This window comes from Fructilactobacillus sp. X2R1C3 (genome assembly GCF_059901425.1).
Map to the genome: position 1 here is coordinate 68,710 of NZ_JBWXUW010000005.1, position 20,104 is coordinate 88,813.

Annotated in this window: 18 protein-coding genes; 10 read left to right on the forward strand and 8 right to left on the reverse strand. The window is 41.5% G+C overall.

The window, feature by feature from the left end; all coding sequences use genetic code 11:
• Positions 1-31: 31 nt before the first annotated feature.
• From AC6UDD_RS06240 to AC6UDD_RS06250, 3 genes are all read left to right on the forward strand, one after another.
• Positions 32-757: a GntR family transcriptional regulator gene (locus tag AC6UDD_RS06240; protein WP_500719747.1), complete on the forward strand. Its 726-nt coding sequence runs from the start codon at positions 32-34 to the stop codon at positions 755-757.
• Between the two features lie 150 nt (positions 758-907).
• Entirely contained in the window at positions 908-2,413 is a 1,506-nt protein-coding gene (gene gltX, locus AC6UDD_RS06245; protein WP_500719749.1) for a glutamate--tRNA ligase, read from the forward strand.
• 235 nt (positions 2,414-2,648) lie between these two features.
• On the forward strand, positions 2,649-5,045 hold the full coding sequence (locus AC6UDD_RS06250) for a phosphoketolase family protein (protein WP_500719751.1): 2,397 nt from the start codon (positions 2,649-2,651) through the stop codon (positions 5,043-5,045).
• A gap of 56 nt (positions 5,046-5,101) precedes the next feature.
• On the opposite strand, the gene AC6UDD_RS06255 is transcribed toward AC6UDD_RS06250, so the two are convergent.
• Entirely contained in the window at positions 5,102-5,986 is an 885-nt protein-coding gene (locus AC6UDD_RS06255) for an RluA family pseudouridine synthase (RefSeq protein WP_500719753.1), read from the reverse strand.
• A gap of 64 nt (positions 5,987-6,050) precedes the next feature.
• On the reverse strand, positions 6,051-6,491 hold the full coding sequence (locus tag AC6UDD_RS06260) for a universal stress protein (RefSeq protein WP_500694084.1): 441 nt from the start codon (positions 6,489-6,491) through the stop codon (positions 6,051-6,053).
• Between the two features lie 136 nt (positions 6,492-6,627).
• Between AC6UDD_RS06260 and AC6UDD_RS06265 the strand changes: the two genes are divergently transcribed.
• Positions 6,628-7,047 (forward strand): hypothetical protein, encoded by a 420-nt coding sequence (locus AC6UDD_RS06265; RefSeq protein WP_500719755.1) that lies wholly within the window; start codon positions 6,628-6,630, stop codon positions 7,045-7,047.
• A 6-nt stretch (positions 7,048-7,053) separates the two neighbouring features.
• Positions 7,054-7,536 (forward strand): hypothetical protein, encoded by a 483-nt coding sequence (locus AC6UDD_RS06270; protein WP_500719757.1) that lies wholly within the window; start codon positions 7,054-7,056, stop codon positions 7,534-7,536.
• A 191-nt stretch (positions 7,537-7,727) separates the two neighbouring features.
• On the opposite strand, the gene AC6UDD_RS06275 is transcribed toward AC6UDD_RS06270, so the two are convergent.
• On the reverse strand, positions 7,728-8,573 hold the full coding sequence (locus AC6UDD_RS06275; protein ID WP_500719759.1) for an SAM-dependent methyltransferase: 846 nt from the start codon (positions 8,571-8,573) through the stop codon (positions 7,728-7,730).
• Between the two features lie 9 nt (positions 8,574-8,582).
• Complete coding sequence (locus AC6UDD_RS06280; protein WP_500694080.1) at positions 8,583-8,990, reverse strand: helix-turn-helix domain-containing protein; 408 nt, start codon at positions 8,988-8,990, stop codon at positions 8,583-8,585.
• Between the two features lie 130 nt (positions 8,991-9,120).
• On the opposite strand from AC6UDD_RS06280, the gene rny reads away from it, so the two are divergent.
• Positions 9,121-10,713 (forward strand): ribonuclease Y, encoded by a 1,593-nt coding sequence (gene rny, locus AC6UDD_RS06285; RefSeq protein WP_500719761.1) that lies wholly within the window; start codon positions 9,121-9,123, stop codon positions 10,711-10,713.
• 45 nt (positions 10,714-10,758) lie between these two features.
• Here rny and AC6UDD_RS06290 read toward each other — a convergent pair whose 3' ends face one another.
• On the reverse strand, positions 10,759-12,303 hold the full coding sequence (locus AC6UDD_RS06290; protein ID WP_500719764.1) for a bifunctional metallophosphatase/5'-nucleotidase: 1,545 nt from the start codon (positions 12,301-12,303) through the stop codon (positions 10,759-10,761).
• Positions 12,304-12,505: 202 nt separating this feature from the next.
• Between AC6UDD_RS06290 and spx the strand changes: the two genes are divergently transcribed.
• Positions 12,506-12,904: a transcriptional regulator Spx gene (gene spx / locus AC6UDD_RS06295; RefSeq protein ID WP_010022968.1), complete on the forward strand. Its 399-nt coding sequence runs from the start codon at positions 12,506-12,508 to the stop codon at positions 12,902-12,904.
• 61 nt (positions 12,905-12,965) lie between these two features.
• Positions 12,966-13,775 (forward strand): Cof-type HAD-IIB family hydrolase, encoded by an 810-nt coding sequence (locus tag AC6UDD_RS06300; RefSeq protein ID WP_500719766.1) that lies wholly within the window; start codon positions 12,966-12,968, stop codon positions 13,773-13,775.
• 63 nt (positions 13,776-13,838) lie between these two features.
• Here AC6UDD_RS06300 and AC6UDD_RS06305 read toward each other — a convergent pair whose 3' ends face one another.
• On the reverse strand, positions 13,839-14,798 hold the full coding sequence (locus AC6UDD_RS06305; RefSeq protein ID WP_500719768.1) for a nucleoside hydrolase: 960 nt from the start codon (positions 14,796-14,798) through the stop codon (positions 13,839-13,841).
• A 150-nt stretch (positions 14,799-14,948) separates the two neighbouring features.
• On the opposite strand from AC6UDD_RS06305, the gene AC6UDD_RS06310 reads away from it, so the two are divergent.
• Complete coding sequence (locus AC6UDD_RS06310) at positions 14,949-15,938, forward strand: NAD(P)/FAD-dependent oxidoreductase (RefSeq protein WP_500719770.1); 990 nt, start codon at positions 14,949-14,951, stop codon at positions 15,936-15,938.
• A gap of 85 nt (positions 15,939-16,023) precedes the next feature.
• Positions 16,024-16,992, forward strand: coding sequence for a type I phosphomannose isomerase catalytic subunit (locus tag AC6UDD_RS06315; RefSeq protein WP_500719772.1), 969 nt, complete (start codon positions 16,024-16,026; stop codon positions 16,990-16,992).
• A gap of 39 nt (positions 16,993-17,031) precedes the next feature.
• Here AC6UDD_RS06315 and AC6UDD_RS06320 read toward each other — a convergent pair whose 3' ends face one another.
• Positions 17,032-17,844, reverse strand: a complete 813-nt coding sequence (locus AC6UDD_RS06320) for a hypothetical protein (protein WP_500719774.1) — start codon at positions 17,842-17,844, stop codon at positions 17,032-17,034.
• 105 nt (positions 17,845-17,949) lie between these two features.
• Entirely contained in the window at positions 17,950-20,088 is a 2,139-nt protein-coding gene (locus AC6UDD_RS06325; RefSeq protein ID WP_500719777.1) for an LTA synthase family protein, read from the reverse strand.
• Positions 20,089-20,104: the final 16 nt, after the last annotated feature.

The window sequence follows — 20,104 nt, forward strand, 5'->3', positions numbered from 1 at the left end:
TGGTTAAGAAACGTCTAATAAGGAGTATTGAATGGCTGATCTAGTTTATAAACGGGTAATGGATGACTTAAAAAAGAAGATTGAATCCAACTACTTCAAAAATAATCGTTTGCCGGATGAACGGACGTTAAGTTCGAGGTACCACGTCAGTCGGAGCTCGGTTAAACAGGCTTTAGGGATCCTAGCGGAACAGGGGATTATCTTTAAAAAACGTGGCTCTGGGACCTTTATTAATCCACTTTATTTGAAGAATAAATCCATTTTTAGTTATGAGGGATCGAACCTTGGAATTACCAATAATCTAAAGATTGAGGGGTACGACCCTAAAATTGATTTATTAGAATTTAAAGTGGTTGCGCCCACCGCTGAAATTTTGGAAGATCTTTTTCTAAATCAAGGTGATGAGGTGTATGAGATTAAACGCCTCCGCTCGGTTGACTCGACACCGATTATTATTGAGTCGGGTTACATTCCGGTTAAAGTGGCGCCCAAGATGAGTGAGCGAGTGGTTAAGGGTTCAATTTTTAACTATTTGGAGGAGAAGTTGAATAAGACGGGAACCAAATCTTACATGTCGATTGAGGCTCAACCGTCCACAATTGATGATCAAAGACTATTGAACTTAAAACCTGATGAACCCGTCGTGGTCATGGGTGGAATTTTCTTTTTAGACGATGGGACCCCGTTTGAGATTTCCAACATGCGCATTCATTATAAGTACTTTAATTACAACACGTTTGTTGATTTGAATAACTAGGATCGGCTTCTACTCAATTTTTTGAGTTAGTCCAAAAGTGATATAATAGAATTGTTGTAAGCACGTACATTAGTTCAGAATTAACGTAATGTAAGAATGTACGAAGAGATTTAAAAGAGTGCCAATGCTGGCAAAAAAGGAAGTATTAAGATGGCGAAAAAGAACGTTAGAGTTAGATATGCACCAAGCCCAACTGGTTTTTTACACATCGGAAATGCACAGTCTGCTTTATTTAATTATCTGTTTGCAAAACATTTCAACGGAACGATGGTTCTTCGAATCGAAGATACTGATTTAAAGCGCAACGTTGACAGTGGTGAAAAAAGCCAGATGGACAACTTGCGCTGGTTAGGGATTGACTGGGATGAGGGTCCTGATAAGCCTAATCCTAAGTACGCTCCCTACCACCAGACCGAGCGAAGAGCTTTGTATGATAAATACATCAGTGAATTGATGGACAAAGGTCTGGCATACAAGGACTTTGCCACTGAAGACGAACTAAAAGAGATGCGGGAAAAGCAACGGGCTAATAAAGAGGCTCCACATTACGATGGGCGTTGGTACGGTGCCTCTGAAGCTGATATTCAAGCCGCTGAAGATAAAGGATTACCTTACACAATTCGTTTACATTTGCCAAAGGATCATACCTACGAATGGGACGATATTGTTAGAGGCAAAGTTGAATTTAACTCTGACAACTTAGGTGGCGATTTTATCATTCAGAAGAGTGATGGATTACCAACCTACAACTTTGCCGTGGTGGTTGATGATCACCTAATGGACATCACCGACGTTTTAAGGGGTGACGATCACATTGCTAACACGCCGAAGCAAATGGCCGTTTATGATGCGTTAGGATGGCAACACCCTAACTTCGGTCACATCTCACTGATTTATAATCCGAAGACCGGTAAAAAATTAAGTAAGCGTGACAAGGATACGTTGCAGTTTATCAGTGAGTACAAGCGTGAAGGGTACTTGCGTGAAGCAATCTTTAACTTCATCGCATTTCTTGGTTGGTCACCGGTTGGTGAAAAGGAAATCTTTTCAAAGGACGAACTGATTAAGGCGTATGATCCAAAGCGGATGTCAAAATCACCAGCCTTCTTTGATCAACACAAATTAGACTGGATTAATTCGCAGTACATTAAGAGCATGCCTTCCAGCGAGCTTGCCGATCGAGTAGTTGAACTCGTTGACGAGGGACAGACCGACATTGCCAAGAAGATCCAGGAAGACGACATTCCCAATCTTCACGATTACGCTGAACAGGTGATTGATATTTACAAACACAGTGTGTTCAAGTTGACGGAAATCATGGAATACATTGATTTCTATTACAACATTTTGGGTCAAAACATTGATTACTCAAAGTTAAGCGACTTTTCACACGATGATTTAGAGAAGTTATTCAATGCGCTAGAAGACAAGATTCATGAGGCCAGTGAGAATGGTCAAAATAAGGGTCTTGATTATGGCCCAATTGTTAATGAGGTTGGCAAAGAAACGGGGATGAAGGGTAAACAACTCTACTTCCCATTAAACGTCATCTTTACCGGGGACACGTCTGCTCCTCAAGTTGCCCAAATTATGGGACTATTTTCTCCATCGGTGATTAGTGCGTTAATTAATAAAGCACTCCGTGGAATTGAATAAAATATTTTAAGTCTCCGATTGAAAAATTGGAGACTTTTTTGGTGCTTAAAATTGCTTGAAATTAGGGTTTTTAAGGGCTTTAAATTGGTTCGTATCAATTGTCGAAATGGTTGACATTTCACCAAAAGTCTTTATCATAGTTGTTGTAGGTAAGCCAATAAGTTTGGCGCTTTCAAAAACAGATTAGATCCAGCTCGAAAACGAGCTGCCGATTATTTAAAAGGAGTGTTATAGCATGGCAGTAGATTATGATTCCAAATCATATTTTGAAAAAATGCAACAATACTGGAATACTGCAAATTACTTGTCAGTAGGTCAGCTATTTTTACGTGCTAATCCTTTGCTTAAGAAGCCTTTGACTTCTGAAGATGTAAAGGTTAAGCCAATTGGACATTGGGGAACAATTGCCTCACAAAACTTTGTTTACACCCATTTGAACCGTGTCATCAACAAGTATGACCTTAATATGTTCTATATTGAAGGTTCAGGTCACGGTGGCCAAGTTATGGTTTCAAATTCTTACATGGATGGTAGCTACACAGAAATCTATCCTAAGATTACTCAAGATGAAACCGGAATGGCTCGCCTGTTCAAGCAATTCTCATTCCCAGGTGGAATTGCATCACATGCTGCACCTGAAACTCCAGGTTCAGTTCATGAAGGTGGAGAATTAGGTTACTCACTTTCACATGGTGTTGGTGCGATCTTTGATAACCCAGATGTTATCGCTGCCGTTGAAATCGGTGACGGTGAATCAGAAACTGGTCCTTTGGCTGGTTCATGGATGTCAAGTAAGTTCATCAACCCCGTTACTGATGGTGCTGTTTTACCAATCATTAACTTAAATGGATACAAAATTGCTAACCCAACTGTCTTAGGTCGAATGACTGACGAAGACATTACTAAGTACCTTGAAGGAATGGGCTGGAAGCCTCGTTTCGTTGAAACCAACATGCCTTACGGTACTGACCAAATGGAAACTCACGAAAAGCTTGCTAAAGTTATGGATGCTTCAATTGAAGAAATTAAAGCTATTCAAAAGAACGCTCGTGAGAACCAAACTGCAGAAACTGCTACAGAACCAAAATGGCCAATGATCATCTTCCGTTCACCTAAGGGTTGGACTGGTCCTAAGAAGAACGCTGAAGGTCTTCCAATCGAAGGCTCATTCAGAGCTCACCAAGTTCCACTACCTCTATCAGCAGATGACATGGGTACTGCTGACGAATTCGTAGAATGGATGAAGAGTTACAAGCCTGAAGAATCATTTGATGAAAATGGTACTTTAAAGCCATACCTTAGAGAATTAGCTCCTAAGGGTAACAAGCGGATGTCAATGAACCCAATCACTAACGGTGGTATTGATCCTAAGCCTTTGGACTTACCAGATTACCGCGATTACGCTCTTGATATTCAAACTCCAGGTGCTACTGAAAACGAAGACATGGTTGTTTGGTCAGAATGGCTACGTGACGTTACTAAGAGAAACCCTAATAACTTCCGTGGCTTTGGTCCTGATGAAACATGGTCTAACAGATTATGGCACTTATTCGATGTAACTCGTCGTCAATGGTTGCCAAAGATCAACCCTCCATATGACGAATACATGGCTCACTATGGTCGTTTGATTGATTCACAACTATCAGAACACCAAGACGAGGGTTGGCTTGAAGGTTATGTAATCACTGGTCGTCATGGATTCTTCGCAACTTACGAAGCATTCGGTCGAGTAGTAGATTCAATGCTTACCCAACACTTCAAGTGGTTGAGAAAAGCTTCTGAACTCGAATGGAGAAACAAGTATCCTTCATTGAACTTCATCGATTCATCAACGGTATTCCAACAAGATCACAATGGTTACACTCACCAAGATCCAGGTATGATTACTCACTTGGCTGAAAAGAAACCTGAGTTCATCCGTGAATACTTCCCAGCTGACGCAAACACATTATTGGCTGTAGGTAACGAAGCATTTGATAGTTACGAAAGAATTAACTTGATTACTACTTCAAAGCACCCACGTCCACAATGGTTTAACATTGACGAAGCTTCTAACCTTGTTAAGAATGGTCTTGGCTACATTGACTGGGCTTCAACTGACAATGGTGAAGAACCTGACGTTGTTATGGCATCTGCTGGTGTTGAATCAACTCTTGAAACTCTTGCCGCAATTTCAATCTTGCACAAGCGCTTCCCTGAAATGAAGATTCGTTACATCAACGTTGTTGATTTGCTTAAGTTACGTAACCCAGAACTAGACCCTCGTGGTATTAGTGACAAGGAATTCGATCAACTCTTTACTAAAGACAAACCAGTTGTATTCGCATTCCACGGTTTCGAAGATATTATCAGAACCATCTTCTTTGATCGTCACAACAAGAACGTTCACGTTCATGGATACCGTGAAAATGGTGACATTACTACACCATTTGACATGCGTGTCTTGAACCAATTAGACCGATTCAATTTGTCTAAGGAAGTTGTTTCCGATATTCCAGAATACGCCCTTAAGGGTACTGGATTTATCCAAGAAATGAACAACATGCTCGACAAGCACGACCACTACATTAGAGAGTACGGTACCGACTTGCCAGAGGTTGTTAACTGGAAATGGGAACCACTTAAAAAATAATTAATTTAGACGATTAATTAGAAAAGAGTGAACTCATAAGAGTTCGCTCTTTTTGTTTACATATTGAATTCAGGCGGTAGTGGGGCAATAACTTCAAGTGGCTGATGGTAGAACGGTGTCATCATTTGGACCCGCCAAGAATGAAGCAACATGGGACGATTAGGATCGCCGTTCGGGGCGTACAGGGGATCATCAATGATCGGATGACCAATATAAGCCAGATGCACCCTGATTTGATGGGTTCGCCCAGTTTGAAGTTGTAAGGCCACGAGGGTTTTGTCCGCATTCGTTTTTATTACCTTGTAGTTTGTAATGGCGGATTTGGAATTCGGTCCGTTAATTTGACGTTTGCGCTTGTCATAAGGATCAAACCCAATTGGTTGATTGATTTGGCCTGATTTAGTCTGAAAATGACCATGCACCCACGCCAGATAGGTTCGTTTGACCGCCTTATCTTCAATCATTTTGACTAGGATGGGAACCACGGCTGGATTCTTGCCGATGATAAGGGCACCACTGGTTTGTTGATCTAAGCGATGAACCATGTAAGCGTCGTTTGTTGGTTGAAGGTAATTTGAAGCAAAGTTCAGCGTGGTACCAATCTCGTGAGGTTGATTGGCATGGGTCTTGTCGCCGCGATTTTTGTTTACGATTAAAAAGTCAGAGTCTTCGTAAACAACGTTCAGTGGTTTCGATGAATTTGGCGGAACGTGTGGGAACGGTGCTTTAAAATCGGCAGCAATAAATTCGAGTGAGACGCGATCATTTTGCTTAACCAGAAAGTTCATGGGCAGATACTGACCGTTAATTAACACGCGGTGATTTTTTCTTAGTGAAAAAATCAAATGCTTGGGAATTAAGAGATATTCGTGCAGATACGCCCGGACGGTTTGTTGATCAAATGATTTAGGAACGGTTAATTCATATTTCCATTTCTTCATAAAATTCCTCAAAAAATTTCTCAAAATAAAAAACCCACTTAATAAGTGGGTAGAGATTTTGTGACTATTTAACTACTAATACGTCTTGAGTAGCAGCACGTGTGACGTAGCTAGTGACCGAGCCAACCATCAAACGTTCAACGGCTGAAAGACCAGTAGCACCGATGATGATTAAGTCATCGTGGTGATCGCTTGGAAATTCCTTGGCAATGACTTTCTTAGGATTGCCAAAACGCATATGGATTGATACGTCGGTTACCCCAGCGTCAATTGCTTGTTGTTTCAAAGTTTCAAGAATCTTTTTTGTCTTATCAGTTAACTGGTAAACAGCGTCGGCGGTAATTGCATCCCCGTAACTACGGTTGAATTGGTTAACTTCAATTACATTTAAAATATCTAAGTGACTGTCATTTTGTTTAGCCATTGTGATTGCACGACTCATAACAGGCATTGTATCTTCAGCACCATCCACCGGTGCTAAAATCCTCTTGTAATTCTTGGCCATTTAGCTCACCTCATTTGTTTTCTTATACACTAACTATACCATGTTTTAAGAATTTACGTAACGGATTTAGCTAAAACAAAAATTGTTGGTATCAAATTAAGAAGTTCGTTATACTGAAGCTAAAAGGATGAGTAAAATGAAAAGAAAACAGACGTTAACGTGGGCGCTTATTTCACTGATACTGTTCTGGATCGTAAACATGGTTATGACCATGCCAATCATGAAATTAACGGTTAAGACAAGTGTCAGTGGCTTAGTTCGCACGTCAGCAATTGCGGCCGTTATGTATCTGATTCCGATGATTCTGGTTGCGTTTAAAAGTCGTTTAGGATATTATTTGTTGGCAGCCGTTCAGGTCATTTACACGATTGGCTTAATTGCAGCGATTATTGCGATGATTACCATTAGTCATGCGACGTGGCCACTTCGAATTGCCGTTATAGTGCTGGTAGTAGGAGCCATTGGTGTAAATATTTACTGGTTCACGATTGCTTATCAGGTCCGAAAGGCGACGACGAAAGAGCGTGTGGCCCATTATATGAAGTTTAGAAAATAAAGTTAGGTGAATGAAATGAAAATTGATGAAAAAGAGTTTGTTGAAGCGGCTGGAAATGATGATTTTCAGAAACAAGAGTCGGAAGTGTCTTTGAAAGATTTACAATCTGACCTAAAGGGAAACCTGAAGAAGATGACTGATTTTATCGCAAGTAATTTGAAAGAAGACAGTATTGCTAGTGCGGAAATCAACGTTTCTGATCATGACATTCAGCTGAAATTGCAAACTTCGGTCATTAATTTACCGTTAGACTACGCCAAAAACATTGCCAAGATAACGGTGGGAGATGGAATGAAGCCTGTCAACGTTTATATGATTATTGCCTCACCAGATGTCAACCGTTCCAAGATGCGAATTGATGAGTTGGCGGATTCAACTAGTTTTGAAAAAGAGCCCGATGGGACTTATTTGGCGCAGTTTGTTGACTGGACTCAGGATAAATTAGATCAGATTGCGGCTAATGAACAGGATGATGAAAGTTCCAAATAGCTTTTAATTGCTAATTATGATATAATAATCGTATGCGAAGAGCCGAGCAGACTTTTTAGTCTGATTGTGGGAACCATGTTTATCTGCCGGATTGCAGATGGTTTGGTTAGCAGGTGATGTGAACACCTAGTTAGTCCGTCTGATTTGTTCAGATGCCAAAAAAGAGCTTCCAACTTTTGTTGGAGGCTCTTTTATTTTGCTAAATAAACGTGATCTTGGATTAAATCGAAGTTTGAATAGCGTTGATTCAGGTTCTTAATCCCCTCGTCATCATAAAGTTGTGCATTCTGCCAGAATTCCTTTGAATCGGTGGCGCCATTCTTTTCACCAATGACGATCAGTTTAATGTCACGATTTGATTTTCTGATTGCTTCAAGAAGTTCATTATCGATTGGGACACCATCTGGAGACCACGACATAATTACGTAGTCAATCTGGTCTTGATACTTGTTAAATGCGTCTAGTGCGGATAACTTTTCCACGTTAGTCACGGGGTGGCGACCAGTTTCGTTCTCGTTTTGCCAATCTAAGCTGTCAGTTGCGATGACGGTTGCGTGGTTGTCACGAAGTCCCTTTGAGATGTAGCCGTTCCCTGCCATTACTTCAAGGGCAGGATGACCGTCTAAGTATCTTGCGAGATGGTAGGTAAACGATGAAGAAATGTAGGCCCACATCCCGTATTGATTTTCGAGATAATCACGAAAGTCACGCAGGTGCTTATCAAGGTCAGATAGATCGCCTGAAAGCTGGTTCCACTCGGAATCACCTCGAGGATCATTCATGGCGTACTTGGAATTGATTTTTTGATAAATTTGATCCTGAATGTTATCGGGAAGAATCAGCTTGGGTAGGTCTTGAGGTAGTCTACCATCCGTTAGTAATTGGTCGGCCGCTAAAACATTGTTAATCAAGTACTTGATCTCAGGATACTCCCGATACTCGTCACGATAGTGTTCCATTTGATGAATGTACGGTGGAGTTGCCCGTTTCAGCTGATGACGTTTTTTAAGTTTTTTTCTGAGTTTACGTTTATCCATGTGGTGTCCTTAGTAGTGTAAATCAAGCGATTCTTGGTGATTTTTGTGGTCATCATCACGGTTTTGTTTGCCGTGAAGGTAGCCGTTGATAAGTTGAAAAATCTCGTACCGATCGTTGTTGTTAATGGCTTCGCCGTTAAAGAAGAGTTGCTTTCCAGAGATAAATAGCTTGGAAAGATCGGATTCTTCATGGTCAACTCGGCCACTCAAATAATCCATTGATACACCAAAAAATTCAGCTAATTTTTTGACTTCAATGTAAGAAGGATTACGGATTCCACGTTCCCAGTTACCGATTTGTGAGGCGGTATTCTCATGCTCTTTGTCAGTGGGAAACATTGTGTTTAATCCGTTTGCAAGGTCAGTCAATGTGATTTTCTGACCAGTTCGTAAAGCTCTGAGTCTTTCAGGAAACATAGAATCACTCCTTAATACCATTATACTTCATGATATCATCAAAAAGCACGAGTGACTTATTTTAAAATAAAGATTTAAATGTTATTATTTAAATAGATTAAAATGAATTGAAAAGAAAGGAAGTGTCAAATTGATAACTTCCATTGCGATTATTATTGCCCTCTTACTTGGAGCAGCGTGTGGCTATTACGTACGAAGAAACCACATCGACAAGGGACTGATAGCCGCCAGAACCGCCGCTAGTAAGATTAAGGATAATAACCAAGTTAAGATTAATGATACTAAAAGAAAACTTGAAGATAAAAGCAAAGCAGCTGCTGAGAAATATCGTAAAGAAGAAGAAACTGAACTCGATGCCCAAGTTCAAGAGAATGAGAGTCGCAGACTACGAGTTGATCATAGAGAAAAAAGCCTGGAGACTTCCATTGCCCGCTTGGACAAATCAGAGGCCGCTTTAACAACTAAAAAGAACAGTAATCACCTTTTAGTTGAAAACCTTAAAAAAGCTCGTAATGATGTCTTAGAACTTGAGCAGCAAAGAAAACAAGTCATCCACGATCGGGGTGAGTTAACTGAAAGTCAGGCCAAACAACTCGTCTTGGCCAGCCTGGAAGCTGATTTAAAACGTGATTTCGATACTACCGTTAAGGAAAATAACGACTTAATGGCGTTTAACGCTGCCAAACAGGCTCGTAATCTTATGATTGAAGCAGTTCAAGAGGGACCAGTTGATGTTCCTCGTGACCACATTGAGCGCTCTGTGATCATTCCAGATGCTGGGATGCGTGCCAAGATTACGGGTAAAGATGACCAACGATTGCGGCTAATTGAGACCCTTACCGGGGTTGACTTAATCTTTGATCCAGAACACCCGGAAACACTGATCATTAATACCAGTGATCCGGTTAGAAGAGAGATTGCGCGCAATTCCATTAACGATCTGTTGGCCATTAAACAAGTTAATAATGGTGTGATTGAAAATGAAATCAACCAAACGCAACAGGAAGTTTTGGATGAACTAAGGAAGACCGGTGAGATGACCGTGAGTCACTTGCACCTTGGCTGGGTTCATCCGGACCTAATGAAGACGGTTGGACGCTTGAAGTTTCGAACGTCGTATGGTCAAAACGTCTTAGAGCATTCCATTGAAGTTGCCGAATTATCAGCTGTGATGGCTGCTGAGCTTGGTTTAGATGTGAGAATGGCTAAACGAGCTGGATTATTCCATGATATCGGAAAGGCGATTGACAGGGAGGTCTCTGGAACGCACGTTGAACTAGGAGTTAAGTTGACCCAGGCGTACGGTGAAGACCCGATTGTCATAAACTCGATTGCGTCTCATCATGGTGACGTTGAACCAGATAACCCATACGCTATTTTGGTTGCGGTGGCTGATGGAATGTCAGGAGCTCGACCAGGTGCTAGAAGCGAATCGGTCGAGGAGTACATCAATCGACTAAAGAGTCTGGAAAAGATTGCCAATGAACATCCGGGCGTTAAGGATAGTTACGCCATTCAGGCCGGTCGTGAGATTCGAATCATGGTCGATCCAAAGAAGGTTGACGACACGCAGAGTAGTGAGTTAACCAATGAAGTAAAGGACCAGATTGAAAACGAATTGACCTATCCTGGTAAGATTAAGGTGACTACGATTCGGCAGTTACAAGCCGTTCAGTACGTGGGCGGTAAACCTAAAAATAATAAGAAGAAAAAAGTTGGCTAAAAAAATTCTTTACCACTGATGATATTTACGTGGTAAAGAATTTTTTTATTTGATCACTTTAAAGTTTTGTTGGGTGTTGGCGTCGACTACGGGATGGTCCTGAAGGTACTTCGCAATCAAATTACTCATGGTAATGGTGTTATAGGAAATGATCTTACTCTCATCATACATTGGATAGTGTCCGCCACCAACGGCGCGGTACGCGTTTAAGACAATTTTTAAGGGCTGATGGTCTAAAACGGGGCGACCGTGATAGGTTAAGTTAACGATTCTGGAACCAATCGGCCGGGAGACGTCAATGGTATAATCAATGCCAGCGTACATGTCATAGTTATAGTCCCGATGTTTCGGATAAGTGTACGCCGGGTTAACGATGATTTGATTGTCCTTTAAGGCAAAGTAGTCAGCCGTTTTTTCAAGGGCAGCTTTTAAGTCCGCTCCAGTAATGTTTAAGACCGCTAACGTGTTTGGATAGACATAGTTGGTGATGATGTTTCTCATGGTGATTGGATTTTCGAATCCATGGGCTTCGTCGGTAAAGAGCGCGGTTGCCGAAATATCAACTCCCATCGTCTCCATTTGGACCCTTTGAATGAAATTGATAAAGGCCGATCCATGCGTTCTAACTTCGAAAGGATCTTTATATTTGAGATTGCCCTTAATCTTTGAGAGTGGTTTGGAGAGCCATTTTTCAACGTCTTGGTCGACTGGATCAACGACGTTTTTGGTCGGTTGAAATGGTTTATTTTGAGCCGTTGAGATTAGTTTGGCATTACTATCAAACACCGTTTTATCGTCATCATTAATATCAAGGGTGATTTGGCCCACGTAATCACCACGATGTCCGGGTTGAACGTACGGAACGCCAAAGAGATGGTTAGCGAGCTTTCGGTGCTGGTGACCCGTCACTAAAGCATCAATTCCGGGAACTTTTTTTAAAATTTGATAACTTTCGTTTTCGCCAGTGAATTTTTCACTAAGTTTACCGACCTTGTCTCTTTCAAACCCCCCGTGATACAAAATAACCACTACGTCAGCCTTTTGGCGAAGAATTGGGACGTATTTTTGGGCCGTTTCTAGACCAGATTTAAACTTAAGCCCTTTGACGTTGGCTTTATTTTCCCACTGGTTAATGGCCTGAGTAGTCAGTCCCAAGACTCCAACCTTTAGATCCCCAAAGTCTTTAATGGCATATGCCGATCCAAAGGCTGGCTCATCCTTTTCGTTTAGGATGTTGGCGCAAATAAACTGACGTTTAGTGTTTTTGATGGTATTTTTGAGGTAGCTTTGTCCGTAGTTAAATTCGTGATTACCGAGCGAGCCAAAGTCATAGTCAATCGTATCGTATGCTTCGTTAATCGCTTGAGCACTTGGAAGCTTTAAAACTTCGGCCGTGTAGTAGGCGAGAGGAGACCCCTCTAAAAAATCACCATTATCTAAAATTAAGGTGTGGTCGAAGCCCTCCTGTTCGTGCTTAATTGTGGTTGCTGCCTTTTCTAAACCAAAGGGCATATTTTCATTTGGTTTAACGTAATTTGTTGGCGCTAAATAACCGTGAATATCGCTCGTACATAGTATTTTGAGTTTCATAGTTTGGCCTCTCCCTTTTATATAGTACAAATTATAATATTTATTAAGGAAAGTGTAAATAAAAGCTAGAAATCAGGCTTTATTTAAGTTTAAAATAACGTTGACGAAGTAATAATATATGATACAATTTAGTTGTTTAATAAGTACATTCGTACTCATTTAAACAAGTCATGTTAAATGTTAGACATGAGGAGGTTATTACATGTTGAATTTATATGTTGCACCAAGCAGCGCATCAAGTCGTAAAGCACGTGCTTGGTTGAAAGACCATAATATTCCATTTAAGGAACGAAACATCAATTCAAACCCACTTAACGCTGACGAAGTAAAACAAATTCTTCGTTTAACCGAAAATGGCAGTGAGGATATTATTTCAACAAGATCAAATGTTTTTAAGAAACTGCACTTGAACTTAGATGACTTATCTTTAACCGAGTTAGTTGATTTATTAGTAAAGTACCCTGACCTAATCAAGCGTCCGATCATTTTTGATGACAAACGTCTTGAAGTTGGCTATAACGAAGAAGAAATTAGACGGTTCTTACCGCGAGATGTTCGTGAAGCAGAATTGAGACAATTAGAGTCGAAGTTAACTTCTTAAGATATGAAAACGCCCGGTATGGGCGTTTTTTTATGAATAATTTAAATGATGAGGAATTAATATGATTAAAATGATCGCGCTCGATCTTGACAACACACTGCTTACAAGTGATAAGAAGATCAGTAAAATAAACGAAGACGAGTTAAAAAAATTACACCGACAGGGGATCAAAGTGGTGCTCTGTACTGGTCGTCCAATTAATGCCATTTGGAAGTACATTAAGCAACTGGACCTTGATGAGCCAGATGACTATACCATCACCTTTAATGGCGGGCTCGTGGTTCGAAATGCCGATAAGTATGAATTATTTAAGCGTGGGATGAATCGAGATGCGTTCAAATTACTCTATGAGTACGCTCAAAGAAACGGCCTCCCATTAGATATTCTTGATTTTACCCAGGTCTATCCAATCTCTGATTTAAAACCGTCGATTTATCAACAAATGTTGAATGCTGACATGCAGTTTGTACCAACTAAGTTTTCTGAGATGCCAGACGAAAGTTACTCTAAGGCGGTTATCGCAGCCGAACCAGACGTTCTTGATAAAGCGGTTAGTGAGATGCCCAAAGATGTGAAAAAGCAGTATCACATTGTTCGTTCACAACCCAAAATCTTAGAGTTTTTGGCACCCAGTGTTGATAAAGCTTATGGATTAGGCGCCTTGCTTAGTCACTATGGTGATGATTTTTCTAATCTAATGGCATTTGGTGATGCTGAAAACGATGCCGGGATGATTAAGAAGGCCAAGGTTGGAGTTGCGATGGCAAATGCGCAGGAACCGATCAAGAAAATCGCGACGGATGTCACCAAATCGAATGACGATGATGGCGTGGCAGTTTTTTTAAAGAAGTATTTTAAAGCGGACCAATAAATATAAGCACAACGAATAAAAAAATGAGCTAAACAATTATGTTTAGCTCATTTTTATTTAGTTTTACATGGTTTCAAACGCATTATTCATATTTTTCATAAATTCTTTTAGGTAACGTTTGGAGTCAACCGCCACAGCTACCTTAACGTTGGTGTGAGGATCATCTAATCGATTCTTGTCACCAATCGTTCTAGCATAGTATGCGTCTGGTTTAGTAGTGACGATCATGTTCATGTCGATAAATTTTACGAAACTAGGATCAACGGCGACGCCAACCGCAAGTGGGTCATGGAGCGAGCAGCCACCAAGTTCCGGATACATATCAGCGTAGATGTTGATGTAGAAATCCACGATGTCGGCCATTTTCTTTCCAGCCATTGTCCCAGATTCACGCCACTTTTGGGTTTCTTGCTTGGTCAAAAGGGTTCGTAACGTCACGTCAAGGCCGACCATGTTGATGTGAAGGTTACTAGTAAAAACTGCGTTGGCTGAGATGGCATCTTGGTTGATGTTGGCCTCGGCGACGGGGGTGACATTGCCTGGAACGGTTAAAGCACCGCCCATTAAAGTCACATTGCCAACCTTCTCCATGGCTTTTGGTGCTTGTTTGATTGCTTTGGCTAAGTTAGTAAGAGGACCAGTTGGCACAATCGTTAGATTGTTGCCGTATTTTTGAGCGGATTCAATCATGAAATCGACGCCGTTTTGGCTTTGAACCGCACCGCTTGGTTCGGGAAGGTCGACGTCGCCAATCCCATTTTCACCGTGAATGTCAGCGCTGACTTGCATTCTGACATAATCTTCACTTAATGGATGAGTTTCACTAATGAAGACCGGAACGTCTGAAGCACCAAGTAAATCTAAAATCTTAAGGGTATTAACGGCTGCCCGTTCGGCTTCGATGTTGCCAAACGAAGCAATGACCCCGATTAAATCAATCTCCGGATTGCCAACCGCGTAGGTTAGTGCCATTGAGTCATCGATTCCAGTATCAAGGTCCAAAATCATTTTTTTGGTACTCATTTAAAGTCCTCCTATATAACTTCAGTTACAGTACAACTTTATAATACTTTAATATGTGGGAAATTGCGATAGATATGAGATTGGTTTTTTTATTTTGTCTTCGCATGGTAAACTTTGATTAAAGATAAAATTAGATAAAGAGTGATAAAAATGGAAAATATGTACGATATAACAATTATTGGTGGCGGTCCCGTTGGGATGTTTGCGGGGTTTTACGCTGGCTTGCGGGATGCTAAAACACAGATTATTGAGAGTCTCCCTGAACTTGGGGGCCAGGTCAAAGCGCTTTATCCTGAAAAGACCATTTTGGACGTTGCTGGTTTTGCGGGTGTCACGGGTGACGAGCTGATTGCACGATTGCAAAAGCAACTTGACACCGTTGATGTTGACCAAAAGGTCGAAAGTAAAGTACTCGATGTGACCAAGAAAGACGGTTATTTTGAGATTGAAACCAGTAAGGGAACCACTAAGAGTAAAACCGTCATCATTGCGACCGGAAACGGTGCCTTTAAGCCGCGTGAACTACGGGCTGAAAATGCCGAAGAACTCACTGGGAAACGCCTTTTTTACAGTATCAATGATTTAAACCAGTTCAAGGGGCGAGACGTCATGGTCGCTGGTGGTGGTGATTCCGCCGTTGACATGGCTTTAATGCTGGAACGGGTTGCAAATAAGGTGTTTTTATTGCACCGTAGGGACGAATTTCGTGGTCTTGAGTACATGGTTGACCGATTGAAAGAATCATCAGTTGAGGTGGTTACCCCATACTTGATTAAACGACTGGATGAGGTTGATAATCGTCTAAGGGTTACCAGTAAAAAGGTTAAGACTGAAGATGACGAGATGGAAATGATGGTGGATGATCTCGTGGTGAACTACGGGTTTATTTCGAATAATCGCCAGTTAAAGGAATGGCAGATTCAACCAGCCCTTGATCATCGCTTACTTGAGGTTGATCAATCTTTTGAGACCAGTGTGCCAGGGGTCTTTGCGATTGGGGATCAGATCACTTATCCCGGCAAACAAGACTTGATTGCGACTGGATTTGGTGAAGCTCCCACCGCCATTAATGTTTTAATGAAAGAAATTTATCCCGACCGAAGGGGACCCGTCCACAGTACTTCGCTTCACCGTAAGTAGGTTCAAGGAGGACAAATGTTGTGAAATCATTAACATGATGCTATCATGAAACTAGTTGAAATTTCTTAACTGGAGGATGATGGTCATGACAAATGAAGTATTTCCCTTATTTTTAAAACCTGTTTTACAGAATAAGGTGTGGGGTGGCACCGAACTAAAACGGTATCACTATCAGTTAGATAGTGACCACGTTGGGGAGGCGTGGATTGCTTCGACCTATGGTGATGACTTATCAATGGTTGAGAATGGACCCTACGAGGAAAAAACTTTAAAAGAAGTTTGGAAGAAACATCCGGAACTATTTGGTGGGCATCCGGCTCACGCATCCTTTCCACTATTGGTTAAAATTTTGGATGCCAAGGAAAACTTGTCAATTCAAGTTCATCCAAGTGACAAAAACGCGCAGAAATATTTTAACGAAAAGAATGGGAAGACTGAATGTTGGTACATTTTAGACACCAAGCCAGATTCAAAGGTTTACTACGGTCATTCTGCCAAAAGTAAGGACGAGATTCGGCAGGCGATTAAAGACCACCAGTTAGACCAGATTCTCGAAACAAAAACGGTTCAACCAGGTGAGATGATTTACGTACCAGCGGGGACGCTTCATTCTTTGGGAGCAGGCATTGTTGCTCTTGAAGTCGAACAAAATTCTGATAACACGCTTCGGTTTTATGATTTTGAACGGGTGGATCAGAAGACAGGGAAGAAGCGACCACTTCAAGTAGAAGATGCCATTAAGGTGACGAACACCCCGAATGTTCTACCAGACCCCAAGCAAACCCAACTGGTTGTCGATCCAGATAATCCAGCTCGGACGCGTCTATTGAAGTCAAAGTACTTTAATGTTTATCAAATTGTGGTTCACGGTCAAACCGAAATTAAGGACATGCAGACTTATTCAGTGAACGTTGTTATTGACGGGACGGGGACGCTAATTGTTGATAACCAATCATATTCGCTTGAAAAGGGTAGTACCTACATTTTGCCGGTGCAAGCCAAAACGTATCAGTTAAAGGGGAACCTCCGAATTATTCAAACAACCGCAAACTAAGATATGACAAAATACCACTATCTCAATGATAGTGGTATTTTAGTATCCAATGACATCTTCTGCCACCGTTTCTAGCGTCTTGGTTTTGATATCGGCTACGTTAATCCAGTACAGGCAGTTTTGGCGTGGATAAAACAAGCCTAACTGTTTAACCATTTCAAAATAAGACTTATTTTCTGAATGGAGTCCCATAATGTAGTACATCAGGATCTGAAGGGTGAATTTATTGGTTGGCTTGGCTTTTGACACCTTGAAATCCCACAGACCATTCTTAGTCAGGTAGTCGCCGTCCCCGTTTACGACGGTATCAGTGTATGCTCCGGGAAAATCAAAATCGGTTATAATGGGTCCGCCTTCTGATGCTTCTTTTAAGAACTTAACGCTCCGGTTGACCATCTGTTTAATGTGATCAATGGTGACCTCGTTCGCCTGATACTTAGGACGCGGAACGTAGTAACCAGGTCCCATCCGGTAGGCAATGTCATAATTAACGAGTTGAATGGCGCACTGAATGCTGTCATCATCAAGTCCGGGATTGATTTCACTGGTTAATTGTTTAAAACGTTTCATGTTGCCATCGTAATGGTGACCGGTCTTTTCGGCCGCTAGTAAGTCAACGTTATGGGCCCCGATTTCGGGAATACCGAACGCGTTCACGACTTCACCGGTAACTTCAAACCTGGTTAGGTAGTCGACAACCAGTCCCATCAAACTGGGCGTGATGTTTTCACTTGCGATTGGCAAGAAATCGTTGGGCGTAAACTGCTTAATGTTAAGGGATGAGACCGGTACGAAGCCACCACGTGGTTGTTTGTATTGCTTGGCTCGTTGAGTAACTGTATATTTATTCATGATTTTGGACCTTTCATCCCTAGATTTACCCGTATTATAGCACAGCTGAGAAGCATGTGAGCACCAACAAAAGAACCCACACCAAGCGGTGTGGGTTCTTTGTGGCTATTCTTTATTTGAATCAGGATTGGTGATCTGAATTCGATTAGAGTTAGTGGAACTATGGTAAAGCTCCGGAGCATCAGTATGGTATAAACCGTTCGTACTCTTATCGTGTCGTTCTGAGTAGAGACTGGTTGAAGCTTTTCCAAGCTTCTTTTCAATGTTCTCTTCGTGATCCAGCCCATTAGCATAATTGTACTTTTGCGGGTTAACTGGTTTAAAGCCCTTAGGATGATAGAAACGAAGCAGATTTTGTTCATTCAACGTATCCGATAACGATAGTTCCTGATTGACCTTATCCTGCGTCTTTTCTAACTTCTCCTTTAATTGCTTATTCGGATGGATGACCTTTTGGGTCTTATTATCGTAGACCGTTCCGTTGACCGATGTGTACTCAGGGGAGACCCAGTCACGATTTCTAAAAGCAACGACCTGATCATGATGCTTTGAGAAGAGGTCGGTCCCAAATTGAATGTACTTCTTAGAACTAATTCCAAGGAGATGCATTAAAGTAGGAAGAACGTCAATTTCTCCACCATAGGTGTGATCCACATGACCATTCTTAATGCCCTGCATGTTAATCATGAATGGTACTCGTTGCAACTGGGCATTGTCGAAGTCATTCCAGTCGTTAGGATCTTTTCCAAGTAGTGGTGCTAAGCTGGTGTTTTCGGAGTTAGACAATCCATAGTGGTCTCCGTATAGGACGATCACAGAGTTCTTTAGTAAACCAGACTTGTCAAGGTACTCGTAAAGTTCCTGAACGGATTGGTCGAGGTAGTGGGCCGTTACAAAGTAGTTGTTAACGGCTTCATCATTAGTATCAGGGGCCTTGAAATCAGAATCCTTCTGATCCTCAGCGTCTAGTTGATACGGGAAGTGATTGGTAACCGTGATGTATTTAGCATAGAACGGTTGCTGGAGGTGCTGGAGGTAATTGGTTGAATCTTTAAATAAGAGCTTATCCTTCAGTCCGTATCCGGTTGATTTATCACCCGAGGTATCGTAGTAACTGGCGTCAAAGAAGTAGTCATATCCTAGGTTTTTATACGTGTTGTTTCGGTTCCAGAAACTAGCGACGTTTCCGTGGAAGACGGCGGACGTGTATCCCTTTTGACCAAGGATGGCAGGAGCACCCTGAAAGGTGTTGTCGCTTCCCAGTTGAGCAAATAAGGATCCCTGTGGGAGACCGTAAGTACTAGTCTCGAGCATGTTTTCTGCATCGGACGTCTTACCCTGGCCGACCTGATGGAAGAAGTTATCAAAGGAATAAGTTGATTTACTGTGATATAACTTATTTAAAAATGGGGTAACTTCCTGGCCATTGATCTTTTTATCAATCACGAACTGTTGGAAACTTTCTAGATGAATGATAATGACATTTTTACCCTTGGCAATGCCGTACATTTTTTTGTTAGGAGCGGCGTAGTGTTCTTTTTTGAATTTAAGAATGCCCGTTAAATCAGACTTATTGGCGTTGGCTCGCATGTTGTTGGTTTGTTGGGACTTGATCCCGTCATAGACGGTAAACGAATCCAGCCCAAGGTATTTAACGATGTAAGTTCGGTCAAAGGTTCTGGTCAATAACTGGGGCCGATCCATGTCGGCTAAGGTAATGTTACCGACTAACATGAGAGCTCCAAGTGAGAAGACTGCGAATCCAACTCGGGCCTGTAGTGGTCGTTTGTCAATCTTAATCACTTTAAACAGAAGTAAGAGGATGACGATCACGATGTCAATCCAGTAAAACACGTCGTGGGGTGAAGTCAGTGCTAATGAGCTGCCACTCAGTCCCTGGTTGACCTTGGAATAACCGGTCATGGTCGACACCGTCATAAAGTCGGTGAATTCACGAAAGTAAATTACGTTTAAGTATAAAAGAACCGTGTTTAGGAAATCCAGAAATAAAATTGCTGGATAAAAAAGTTTAGCTGGCTTTAGATAAAGTGCCAGCCCTAACATAATAACGGTGGTTGCGATTGGATTAATTAGGAGCAAAAACAGTTGAAAGATACTGTCAACACCCAAATTAAAGTCAGTGAAATATGCGTAGATTGTTTTAGCCCAAAAAAGCACTACTAGTAAGACGAAAAAGCCGATTCTAGTATTGCATTTGGACAGAATTTTCTTGATCGTTTTCAAGGTATAAAGTCCCCTT

Coding starts and splice junctions, on each gene's coding strand:
- AC6UDD_RS06240 (WP_500719747.1), top strand. CDS start 32: ATGGCTGATCTAGTTTATAAACGGGTAATGGATGACTTAAAAAAGAAG.
- gltX (WP_500719749.1), top strand. CDS start 908: ATGGCGAAAAAGAACGTTAGAGTTAGATATGCACCAAGCCCAACTGGT.
- AC6UDD_RS06250 (WP_500719751.1), top strand. CDS start 2,649: ATGGCAGTAGATTATGATTCCAAATCATATTTTGAAAAAATGCAACAA.
- AC6UDD_RS06255 (WP_500719753.1), bottom strand. CDS start 5,986: ATGAAGAAATGGAAATATGAATTAACCGTTCCTAAATCATTTGATCAA.
- AC6UDD_RS06260 (WP_500694084.1), bottom strand. CDS start 6,491: ATGGCCAAGAATTACAAGAGGATTTTAGCACCGGTGGATGGTGCTGAA.
- AC6UDD_RS06265 (WP_500719755.1), top strand. CDS start 6,628: ATGAAAAGAAAACAGACGTTAACGTGGGCGCTTATTTCACTGATACTG.
- AC6UDD_RS06275 (WP_500719759.1), bottom strand. CDS start 8,573: ATGGATAAACGTAAACTCAGAAAAAAACTTAAAAAACGTCATCAGCTG.
- AC6UDD_RS06280 (WP_500694080.1), bottom strand. CDS start 8,990: ATGTTTCCTGAAAGACTCAGAGCTTTACGAACTGGTCAGAAAATCACA.
- AC6UDD_RS06290 (WP_500719764.1), bottom strand. CDS start 12,303: ATGAAACTCAAAATACTATGTACGAGCGATATTCACGGTTATTTAGCG.
- spx (WP_010022968.1), top strand. CDS start 12,506: ATGTTGAATTTATATGTTGCACCAAGCAGCGCATCAAGTCGTAAAGCA.
- AC6UDD_RS06300 (WP_500719766.1), top strand. CDS start 12,966: ATGATTAAAATGATCGCGCTCGATCTTGACAACACACTGCTTACAAGT.
- AC6UDD_RS06305 (WP_500719768.1), bottom strand. CDS start 14,798: ATGAGTACCAAAAAAATGATTTTGGACCTTGATACTGGAATCGATGAC.
- AC6UDD_RS06310 (WP_500719770.1), top strand. CDS start 14,949: ATGGAAAATATGTACGATATAACAATTATTGGTGGCGGTCCCGTTGGG.
- AC6UDD_RS06315 (WP_500719772.1), top strand. CDS start 16,024: ATGACAAATGAAGTATTTCCCTTATTTTTAAAACCTGTTTTACAGAAT.
- AC6UDD_RS06320 (WP_500719774.1), bottom strand. CDS start 17,844: ATGAATAAATATACAGTTACTCAACGAGCCAAGCAATACAAACAACCA.